At 34.8% G+C, this 11,587-nt stretch carries 9 protein-coding genes; 4 read left to right on the top strand and 5 right to left on the bottom strand.

What is annotated here, in order from left to right:
• Positions 1-141: 141 nt before the first annotated feature.
• Positions 142-1,473: a phosphoglucosamine mutase gene (gene glmM, locus A9G10_RS05125; protein WP_065558538.1), complete on the bottom strand. Its 1,332-nt coding sequence runs from the start codon at positions 1,471-1,473 to the stop codon at positions 142-144.
• Positions 1,474-1,591: 118 nt separating this feature from the next.
• Positions 1,592-2,713, bottom strand: a complete 1,122-nt coding sequence (gene tyrA, locus A9G10_RS05130; RefSeq protein WP_065558539.1) for a bifunctional chorismate mutase/prephenate dehydrogenase — start codon at positions 2,711-2,713, stop codon at positions 1,592-1,594.
• A 115-nt stretch (positions 2,714-2,828) separates the two neighbouring features.
• On the opposite strand from tyrA, the gene xthA reads away from it, so the two are divergent.
• From xthA to A9G10_RS05145, 3 genes are all read left to right on the top strand, one after another.
• Complete coding sequence (xthA, locus tag A9G10_RS05135; RefSeq protein ID WP_065558686.1) at positions 2,829-3,635, top strand: exodeoxyribonuclease III; 807 nt, start codon at positions 2,829-2,831, stop codon at positions 3,633-3,635.
• 30 nt (positions 3,636-3,665) lie between these two features.
• The gene (gene xseA / locus A9G10_RS05140; protein WP_065558540.1) at positions 3,666-4,997 is read left to right on the top strand and encodes an exodeoxyribonuclease VII large subunit; all 1,332 of its coding nucleotides are present in this window, start codon (positions 3,666-3,668) and stop codon (positions 4,995-4,997) included.
• A gap of 177 nt (positions 4,998-5,174) precedes the next feature.
• Positions 5,175-6,845: a molecular chaperone HscC gene (locus tag A9G10_RS05145; RefSeq protein WP_065558541.1), complete on the top strand. Its 1,671-nt coding sequence runs from the start codon at positions 5,175-5,177 to the stop codon at positions 6,843-6,845.
• Between the two features lie 76 nt (positions 6,846-6,921).
• Here the strand turns inward: A9G10_RS05145 and A9G10_RS05150 are convergent, their stop codons facing one another.
• Positions 6,922-9,597, bottom strand: coding sequence for a J domain-containing protein (locus A9G10_RS05150; RefSeq protein ID WP_065558542.1), 2,676 nt, complete (start codon positions 9,595-9,597; stop codon positions 6,922-6,924).
• Entirely contained in the window at positions 9,594-10,292 is a 699-nt protein-coding gene (locus tag A9G10_RS05155; RefSeq protein WP_065558543.1) for a DUF1266 domain-containing protein, read from the bottom strand. Before A9G10_RS05155 ends, A9G10_RS05150 begins: the two co-directional genes overlap by 4 nt.
• Positions 10,293-10,521: 229 nt before the next feature.
• Here A9G10_RS05155 and dolP point away from each other — a divergent pair, with 229 nt between their 5' ends.
• Positions 10,522-11,100: a division/outer membrane stress-associated lipid-binding lipoprotein gene (dolP, locus tag A9G10_RS05160; RefSeq protein WP_065558544.1), complete on the top strand. Its 579-nt coding sequence runs from the start codon at positions 10,522-10,524 to the stop codon at positions 11,098-11,100.
• Positions 11,101-11,151: 51 nt separating this feature from the next.
• Here the strand turns inward: dolP and csdE are convergent, their stop codons facing one another.
• Entirely contained in the window at positions 11,152-11,547 is a 396-nt protein-coding gene (gene csdE / locus A9G10_RS05165) for a cysteine desulfurase sulfur acceptor subunit CsdE (RefSeq protein WP_065558545.1), read from the bottom strand.
• Between the last annotated feature and the right edge of the window lie 40 nt (positions 11,548-11,587).

Here is an 11,587-nt window from a genome sequence, read left to right on the forward strand (position 1 = left end):
TAAAGTCAACAAATTATTAACAAAATAAATAAATTCAACACTTTTTACTAAAAAACTGTAAATTAACAGAGCTTGCTTAATAAACTCATCAAACGTATTGATTTATTAAAAACACATTATTACATATAAAAAATATTATTTTTAAGCTTTAACAGCTAGCGCAATACGTTCTGCCAATTTTTGTACTTCGGTTTCTTCGCTGCCTTCAACCATTACTCTAATGAGAGGTTCTGTTCCAGATTTGCGAATTAATACCCGCCCGTTACCATCAAGTTCTTTTTCAACTTCCTCTATTGCTAGTTTTACTGCTGAATTTTTTAATGGATCACTTTTTTCGGTATAGTGAACATTAATTAATACTTGAGGTAACATTATCATGCCACTACATAAATCAGATAAAGACATATCGTTGCGAACCATAGCACTTAAAACTTGTAGACCGGCAATAATACCATCGCCTGTTGTTGTTTTATCTAATAGCAAAACATGACCTGAGTTTTCAGCCCCTAAACGCCATTTCTTCTCAATAAGCTTTTCAAGAACATAACGGTCACCAACTTTAGCACGAGCAAAAGGTATGCCAAGGTTTTTAAGTGCTATTTCCAGTCCCATATTACTCATTAATGTACCAACAACACCACCTTTTAGTTGACCTTGTCTGAGTGCTTCGCGAGCAATGATATAAATAATCTGATCGCCATCAATTTTTCGACCTTCATGGTCAACCATTATAATGCGATCACCATCTCCGTCTAATGCAAAACCTAAATCTGCTTGTTCATCAATAACTCGTTTTGACAATTCTCTGACATCAGTAGCACCACAATTTTCATTGATATTTACACCGTCAGGTTCACAGCCAATTTTGATGACTTTTGCGCCTAGCTCACGCAATACTTTTGGCGCAATATGATAGGTTGCGCCATTCGCACAATCGACTACAATTTTCAGACCCGATAGACTTAGCGCATGATCAAAGGTACTTTTACAAAATTCGATATAACGACCTGCAGCATCAGTAATACGGCTGGCACGTCCTAATTGTTTGGATTCGACACAATCTATCTCTTTTTCTAACTCTGCTTCAATTTCTAACTCAATTGAATCAGCAAGTTTTTTTCCTTCGGTGGAAAAAAATTTAATACCATTATCGTAAAAAGGATTATGTGAAGCAGAAATGACAACACCGGCATCAGCTCGAAAAGTACGAGTTAAATAAGCGATAGCAGGCGTTGGCATTGGTCCGGTAAAAGCAGTAGCAACACCGGCAGACGCAAATCCTGCTTCAAGTGCTGATTCAAGCATGTAGCCTGATATACGCGTATCTTTTCCGATTAAAACTTTTTTTACACCATCTTTAGCTAATATGCGTCCAGCTGCCCAACCTAATTTAAGAGCAAAATCGGGAGTGATAGGATATTGTCCAACTTTACCTCGTATCCCATCAGTACCAAAATATTTTCGATTAGACATTTTATTTCCTCATACTAAATTTTATTTCTAATAATAATTTTATTGATAAATAATTACATAAGATTTTTGTGCTAATTATAATTTATGATGTCGGATGTTATATTTATGCATAATAAAATTATTCTCTATTATCATTAGCGAATTTTAATAGAACTTGGCTTTCTTTGATAAAACGTTGTGCATAGCTACCAAACCATTTGGTGACTTCATTAAAATTTTCAACAAATTTTGCCTTATCACGTTGCTCAATCAATTCAACCATTTGTCCAAAGCGCTGATAATAGCGTTTAATTAATTTGATATTATCATCTGATGCCATAATGATATCGGCATACAGTTCAGGATCTTGAGCAAATAATCTGCCAACCATCATCAGTTCAAGGCGATATATAGGAGAAGAAAGGGCAATTAATTTCTCTAAATCAACATGTTCTTGCTGTAAATTAACACCATAAGAAAAAGAGGTGAAATGGCGTAATGCTTGAATAAATGACATGCATTTGTCATGCTCTTTGGCACTGATAGCACATAAATTTGCCCCCCAAATTCGCATTTGATCAATAAGCCATTGGTATTTTTCAGGGTCTCGTCCTTCACAATACACTATAATTTGTTTCGCTAAATTAGGTACATCAGGACCAAACATAGGGTGTAAGCCGACGACAGGGCCAGGATGTTTTTCTAACATGGCTTGAAGCGGTTTTACTTTGATAGAAGTGAAATCGGTTAATATACAATTTTTAGGTAGAGTCGGTAATTGTCGAATGATTTCACAGGTTTTATTAATTGGTACGGTCACAATGACTGCAGCAGCATCAGCAACAACTTCTGCGGCTTGGTGCATAGTTTTGGAACCTAATGTTTTTACTTCATAACCAGATAGGGTGAATAATTGCGCAAATAATCGCCCCATTTGTCCATTGCCACCGATAATAACAATTGACCCTCGGCCTTTATAAACTTTTTTAAAACCTTTGTCGTTTTCACTAATATAAGACTCTCGCATTAGTCGTCGTAATATATCTTCGATTAGTGCTGGAGAAATACCTAAATTTTCTGCTTCTAGCCTTCTTTTCGCTAACATCTCAGCTTCACGTTTAGGATCATAGATTGGAATACCATATTTGCTTTTTACTTCGCCAACTTCTTCGACTAAGGCTAATCGCTGAGTAATGAGTGATAAAATTGATTTATCGACCTCATCAATTTTATCGCGTAGTTCAAGTAATTCCGTTGTCATATTCGGTGATTCCTTTATCACAAATGGTAGCTTTTACTGTAATAGCTTAACAGTATATCGTATTTTTGATAGCATGGTTAAATCTAAACATCAAATCGAATATAATAAATTTATCATGAAAGTTATCTCATTTAATATTAATAGTCTGCGTGCACGCATTCATCAGTTAGCTGCAATTATCGATAAACATCAGCCCGACATTATTGGTTTACAAGAAACCAAAGTTCACAATGATCAATTTCCTGTCGAAGAGTTAGCGCAATTTGGTTATCACTTACATTATCATGGTCAAAAAGGACATTATGGTGTTGCGTTATTAACCAAACAAAAACCAATATCAGTGCAGTGTGGCTTTCCAACCGATAGTGATGATGCGCAGTGTCGTTTAATTATGGCAGAGTTACCGACCAACCAAGGAAATTTAACTGTGATAAATGGCTATTTTCCTCAGGGTGAAAGTATGCATCATGAAGTTAAATATCCTGCCAAACGTAAGTTTTATCATGATTTGATTGATTATTTACGGCAACATCAATTGAGTAATCAGTTATCCTTGATAATGGGAGATATGAATATTTGCCCAACCGATTTAGATATCGGTATTTCTGATGATAGTCGTAAACGTTGGTTACGAACTGGTAAATGTTCATTTTTACCAGAAGAGCGGGAATGGATGGATAATTTAATGTCATTAGGCTTTACCGATACTTACCGTCATGCACATCCAACCGAACAAGACTATTCATGGTTTGATTATCGATCTAAAGGTTTTGATACCTTTACTGGACTGCGCATCGATTTAATTTTAGCTAGTCAAAAATTGTTATCCTATTGTCAGCAAACTGGCATCGATTATGATATTCGAGCCATGGACAAACCGTCTGATCATGCGCCAATTTGGGCAGAATTCGATTTAACATAAATTTTTAGTGTCATTAAGAAGGATGAGTACATGTTGAATAATTCGATTTTATCGGTAAAAGATCTTAATCAAATGGTCAAAGATCTACTTTCTGATGCGATTGGTCAAATTTGGTTAGTTGGCGAAATTTCGAATTTTTCTCGTCCATCTTCAGGGCATTGGTATTTTACGCTTAAAGATGATGATGCCCAAGTGCGTTGTGCGATGTTTCGAAATAGTAATTTTCGAATGGGGTTTACACCACAAAATGGGCAACAAGTTTTAGTTCGAGCGATGGTGACATTGTACGAAGCTCGTGGAGAATATCAATTAGTCATTGATAAAATGCAACCGGCTGGTGCAGGATTACTGCAACAAAAATTTGAGCAATTAAAACAAAAACTATCTGATGAAGGACTTTTTGATCCTATCTATAAAAAAAGTTTACCGGAAAATATTTGTACTGTTGGTATTATAACCTCTGCGACTGGGGCAGCATTGCATGATATACGTCAGATTTTAAAACGCCGGGATCCTAGTTTACAGGTAATCATTTATCCGACTCAAGTTCAAGGTACAGAAGCTGCTGGTCAAATTGCCAAGATGATCCAAATAGCAAATGCACGTCAAGAGTGTGATGTATTGATTGTTGGGCGAGGCGGTGGATCGCTTGAAGATCTTTGGTCATTCAATGAAGAAGTGGTTGCAAGAGCGATATTTGCTAGTCAACTCCCTATTGTAAGTGCAGTTGGACATGAAATTGACTTCACCATAGCTGATTTTGTTGCTGATGTGAGAGCAGCGACACCTTCCGCTGCCGCAGAGCTTGTTAGTCATGACAATAAAGAACAGATTCGGCGAATTCTGATACAAGAACAACATTTATCGATGGCGATGGATTATTACTTAACAAGACAACGCGAAATATTGAATAAATGGTTTCATCGACTTCAGGGGGAACATCCCCAAGCAAAGTTATCTCAACAATTAAATCGACTCATTACTTATCGACATGCGTTATATGAAAATATTCAACAATATTTGCTTAAACTAACTAATCAATATAATCGATTAGATAGAAAGTTATTGAGTGTTTCGCCAGAATATCACATCACGTTTTATGGTCAGACCTTATATCAAAAGCAACAGCAACTGATTAATATGATTAAACAAAAATTAGCAATGTCGCAACATCAATTTGTTTTACAAACCTCACAACTTAATAACTTAAGTCCGCTGGCAACGTTAGAGCGAGGTTATTCAATTACCACTAACCAACAGGATGATGTGATTTGTAACAGTCAACAAGTGAAAGTGGGTGAATGTATCACGACAAAGTTAAAAGAAGGGATTTTAGTCAGTCAAGTTACTGAGGTGAAATAAAATAATTAATTATTACGATAAAAATCATATTACTAATCTTCAATTTTATACAATAAACATACTGATTATTTTAATCAAATAAAATTGTCATTAAAATAGTAATACAGTATATAATACTGCGTTAAAAATTTTTTTTATAACTAATAATATTTAAGTACATAAGAGAATAGACGATTTATGCATCCCCCAATAGGTATTGATTTAGGTACAACAAACAGCTTAATTTGTGTTTGGCAAGATAGTAAACCGACGCTGATTCCCAACGCAATTGGAGAAGTGGTAACACCATCAGCAATAAGTATTGATGAAGATGGCTCCATTTTAGTTGGTCGAGCAGCGTTATCACGATTAACAACTCATCCCAATCAAAGTGCATCAGCATTTAAACGTTTTTTAGGATCGAATAAAGTTTTTGAATTAGGCGATAAGAAGTTTACGCCAACAGAACTTTCTGCAATTGTCCTAAAATCCTTAAAAGCTGATGCTGAAGCTTTTCTAAAACAAAACATTCATGATGTGGTGATTTCTGTCCCTGCTTATTTTAATGATGAGCAGCGCAAACAAACCCGTTTTGCAGCTGAACTTGCTGGATTAAACGCGGTACGTTTAATTAATGAACCAACTGCAGCGTCTATGGCGTATGGCTTGCATGATGAACAATCCGGTAATACATTAGTTTTTGATTTGGGTGGGGGGACATTTGATGTCACCGTACTTGAATACGCCATGCCAATTATCGAAGTCCATGCTTCGGCGGGCGATAATTATTTAGGTGGAGAAGATTTTACTCATGATATTGTTAAAGCTTGCTTAAGTGAATGGAATATTAAACAGCAAGATGTTTCAGCCGATGATTATGCCAGATTACTTGATTTAGCTGAACAGTTAAAATGCAAGTTAAACGGCGAACAGATGCAACATTTAACTTGGTTTTGGCAGGATAAAGAGTGGCAATTTGAGCTTAACGAAAATCGAGCTAAAATGATTTGGTTGCCATTATTAAATCGCCTTAGAGCACCAATCGAGCAAGCGTTAAGTGATGCCCGGTTGAAGCCGAATCAACTTGAACATATTGTGTTAGTGGGTGGTTCGTCTCAATTGGGCGTTGTGCGTGAACTGGTCACCAAATTATTTGGCAAATTACCTTATCGCCATATTAATCCGACTACTATTGTGGCACAAGGTGCTGCAGTTCAAGCAGCTTGTCGATTACGTAATAAAGATGTGGAAGAAGTTATTTTGACCGATGTTTGTCCCTACACATTAGGTATTGAAAGTGCGTCGGATAATGTTCATGGCTTATTTTCACCTATTATTGAACGCAATACGATTGTACCGACTTCAAAAGTGAAGACTTTTTATACTAGTCGTCCACAACAAAAATTGATTTCCATTGCCGTTTATCAAGGCGAAAATCCACGTGTTGAAAACAATGTGTTAATTGATGAGTTTGAAGTTCCTTTAACGCCTATGGAAAAAATACAAGGGATAGATATTCGTTTCAGTTATGATTTAAATGGATTATTAGAGGTCGATGTTGTGGTACTTGAAACAGGTAAGCAACACGGCAAGGTAATCGATCATAGCCCGATAGGGTTAACAGAACAACAAAAACAGGAAAGTCATGAACGTTTAAAATCACTGAAAATTCATCCCCGAGATCAAATGCAAAATCGTACATTATTAGCTAGATTGGAACGTGCCTGGGCGCAATCACTTGGTGATGAACGTCATTTAATTGGATCTTATCTTGAAGCATTTCTTGATGTATTAAATCGTCAAAATCCAGATGAAATTAATGAGTTTCGTTGTGATATTGAGTCTGAACTTAAAGATCTTGATAGATAATTATTCAAAGTAGTATTTATAAACTTCTCCCCTTTTATTATTGATATAAAAGGGGGAAGTTTATACACTAGTTTGTCTATTCCTTCACAGGTGGTCCATATCGGTTATTTTTTTTATAACTAGGTTTCCATAAAGGTAATAATATCAGTAATAATAGCGTATAAATAACGAAGTAACATGGTTCACCTAAATAATTATCATTTGCACGTCGTTTTAATGCGAAAATAATATTTATTCCCGAAATAATATAAGCAAATTTTGAAACTTCTTTATATATTGATGAGTCGGATAAATATCTATCAAGAAATAAGGCAGAAAAACCAATAATTAACAAACTATAAAAAATTTGTTTACAAAATCCTTTACGATTTGTTCGTCCATTTAAACGCCAAAATTGCCACCATTTATTTTCAGGTAGAGATAATGCATCAACTTGTTTTTGATTTTCACGATTTCTAGCTAAAAGTAAGGCGGCACATAAGCGTAATATCATATTATTGTCTGAATGATCTTTTAGCGCTTCTAACATCTCGATATCATCTTCTTCAATTAGACCACAGTAGTTGGCTAAACACTCATTAAGATATATTATTTTAGCCGTTAGATCATTATGTTGATATTTATCTTTATTTACTGAAGATGGAAATGACCACTGTTTTTCGAGCGAATTTGCGATTTTTTGTAAATCACCATTATCACCTGCAATTTTATTTAACGTTTGTTGTAATTTCAGTTTTTGTTCAGGTTTATATAACAAAAAGGTATTTAATATCATTAAATAATAAGGGTTTTGATTGGCAAATTTGGTTTGCCACAATTGTTCGATTTTATTTTCGATATCTTTTAAATCAATTTTTTCAGGATTGTCTATATAAGATTCGATTGAATCTGGGTAATTGATTAAAATACTATTGATTAACCCACTATTATTATCCATTAAATTATAGAGCTCAGTTTTATTTTGCCAGTTTCCATATTTGAAAATATTAATCACTGGAAGCATTTGATCATCATCGGTCAATTTAAACGTATTATTTTCTTTTCGAAGATATTTTGCTGTTTCGTAGGGGTGATTAATTATAGCCATCGTTAAAATAAATTGACGATACCACTCCCAATAAGCGTTTTTATCACACGATGAATCAGGTGGAGTTGGAAACTGGTAATAATGTTCAGATTCTAAAAAAATAAACCAGTCAAACATCTCTATATTTGCATAACGCGAAATATTATCAAGATGTTTTTTGGCACGCTCCGGAATGGCATCGAATCTATCCAACCATAAACGACCATAGTATTGTTCGTACCCATTCAAGTTAGGATCAAATTTATCTGGAATGGGCGTATTTTCATCACTATCATACAGCCAAGTTTTAAACTCCTGGACGGGTGGAATTTGTTCTAGCCATGTTAATTGTTGCTGAGCTTGGCGTTGTAAATTTTGTAGAATAAAATGCTCAAAGTCATCTTTACTCTGTTCATCAATAATTTGTTGTAATAAAGTTGGATTACCATGTCGTAACATAATGGCATGACGATATAAGCGATATAAACGATGAGTACCGTCATCAAGTAACAACAGTGCAAGAATTTGACGATAATTCCAACTTACATTTAACGACCATTTGATAAAACTCGCAATTTCAGGGGAATACTCATCAGGATCAATTTGTGCTAGTCGTGCAACCGTTGTTGCTGTTAACTGAGGAACTGCGTAAAGGTAAGTTTCTGATGTTTCTGCAGCGATACAATAAGAGTTATTCAATGCTATAATTAACAATGGAAAATAATCACTAGCATAATGCGAGCACCAGCCCGCTATCCAACTGGCTGCTTTTTCTTGATAATGACCTGAGTTATAAAGATCAAGCCAAGCCTGTAAAGACTCATGTTTTTTATCAAGCATAGTATATTGAATTGCTGCAATATATTTCCATTCGATATTGATATGTTCAGCTTGATCATCTTGAGTGATGCATTTCAACGCATAATCTAATAAGGTTTGATTAGGTATTCTTGCAACGCAGTGCCAATTAGCAAATTGAAGCATTAAGCTTTGATCATTGGGTAAATAGATGACCGTATCTTGTGATAAAAAATCATAAAGATCACTACTTCTACGTTCGTAAAATAACCATTTGGTATAATCGATATAATTTATCGTTGCATCTTGCAGAGCTCTGTTTGTGGTAGGTAACAGGGTATAGTCAAATAAATCTTCACTCTCAATATGATTTAAAAAGATATCATACCTTTCAGATTGATTGGGAGATTGTATTTTCAGTTGTTGGCGCCAACGCAAATTATCCGCTAACAGTTTGATACAAGCGTTTGATACATTGCTTGCTTCATAACTTATTTCTAATAGACGCCATTTTACCGAATCAATGATTGCCATTGGGTAATCATAAAATGAACTAATGAATTTTTGCCATTCATCGGCGTTAAAACACCTTTTTGGATCACTCAAAAGTGCTTGATAAGCAGTACAAATTTCATTTTCTTTGATTTGTTTTTCTGTAAGGGGGGGAGTGACTGCCTGCTCTTTTGATTCTTGTTGTGATTGCCCATCCATTTGTTCGGTTGACTGTGCATACTGTATTGCAAACTCATAAGCTTCACGTAAAGCTTTAAATCCAATCGGGTCTGTTTCGGGATGATGGGAGGGTAACTTGGCTCGATAGGCTTGACGTATTGCGACGGTATCAGTCGTTTTTTCTATTTCGAGTAATTGCCAAATATGTTCATTCATAACCAATCATACTCCGTCAATGATGCTGGTTTTTCAAATTTTTCAATATCAATAAACCATGGTAACCGGTTAAAGGGTGCTTGTTTGTCTTCATATAAATTTGCCATGGATGTTACGTTAGATGGGCGAGATAATTCACAGCGTAATTTTTCTAAATCGTCTTTAATCTGTAAATTATTCCAATATTGTAATCCAATAAACCAACTAACAAGGTAGTGTTGCCAAGAATGATAAAAGTATGTTGAACGTAACCCAATTCTATGCAAAATCCACAAACATTCCTCTTCAGTGACATATTTATTCGTCGTGCCAAGTCGTAAAAGATAAGCCATCCGTGCATAATCCCAACTACGAATTCCCGCAGTATTACAGATAGGAAATGTTTGCTCAACAAATTTAAGTATCACTTTATGATAGTCAGTTTGACGTTCATAAAAACTGAGCCAATCAAATTCAGACAATTGAGAATATTTAGAATAGAATTCGGATAATAATGGCGCATGTCCATCATCAATCATGGTGAAAACGCAATCAAGTAAAGTTTCCCGAGAATCTATTTCCCAACTCTCTTTCAAATCTATAAAATCATCATTAGGATAAAAAAAAGGTGAGGTATAGCTTGCTCTATATCTTTTATTTAATATTACCATTGGCGCTGACAAACCATATAGCCAATCAATATAATCCTGTTCCATATTAGCCTATAAAATATCAATACATAGTTTAGTGTATAAAGATAACAGATTTTTTAAATAGACGTCAGTCTGTTTTACTGTTTTTCGTTTATTATTTTTAAAAAAATAAACAATAATTATTATGAATAACAGTAAAATTGATTTGCAAATTACTTTGTGCAAGGCATAATAAAATCAATTTATTTTGTCATCAGTTACACATTACTAAGCCATAAATGAAGGAGTTATAATGAGAAAAATTGCCTTAACGGTAATATTAATGTCTGGCTCATTGATGTTACAAGGCTGTGTTGCTGCGGTAATTGGAGCCGGTGCAACGGCTACAGCCAAAGTTGCTTCAGATCCGCGTACAACCGGGACTCAAGTTGATGATACAACGCTGAATTCACGAATGGGTATGAAATTAAAAGAAAATACATCAGCTTTTATTGGTTCACGTATTTCAACGAGTGCTTATGACGGTAATATTCTTTTAACCGGACAAGCAAATAATGAGCAGAGTATGAAAGCCGAAAATCTTGCTCATGAAGTTGAAGGTGTCAAAAAAGTATTTAATCAAATTCGTATCGGTGAGTCTGTTGGTGCAGGAACCATTACCAATGACGCATGGATTACAACCAAAGTTAAATCACAATTAGTCTTAAATTCGGCAACAAAAGCCAGAAATATTAAAGTCGTTACCGAAAATGGCGAAGTTTTTTTAATTGGTATTGTCAGACCTGATGAGGGTAAAGCTGCTGCAGTTGTTGCCAGTAAAGTAGCTGGTGTTAAAAAAGTTATCACACTTTTTACTTATTTGGATAAGTAAAAAAATTGAAATCGATGAAAGGGCGGAAAGTGATTCCGTCCTTTTATTATTCTAATTAACAGATTGAATTCGTTCTATTAATTTATCTAATCCTTTTAGGCGAGATTGACTAAGCTCGTCGGTAATTTTAAGTTTACTTAATTCAAACTGAAAATCGATAGCCTGAATTTGCTTTGCTGTTTTATGATTTGCAATGATAAGTAAAATTGCGAGTAAGCCTTTAACAATTCGACCCTCACTATCACCTTGAAAAACAAAAGTATCATCAGCTTGTTTTTGAAAAGTAAGCCAAACTCGATTTTCACAACCATTGACTTGGTTATTATCTGTTTTTAAATCGGTTGGAAAGTCAGGCAATTGTTTTGATAACACAATGATTTGCCGATACCGATCTTGCCAATTTTGTTGCTTCAATAATAATTCCGTTAATGATTGCTGTGATAGCATAATATAGACCTATTTGTCGTTTACATAATGATAAATATTT

The organism is Gilliamella sp. wkB308, assembly GCF_001690185.1.
Lineage (GTDB): Bacteria > Pseudomonadota > Gammaproteobacteria > Enterobacterales > Orbaceae > Gilliamella > Gilliamella apicola_I.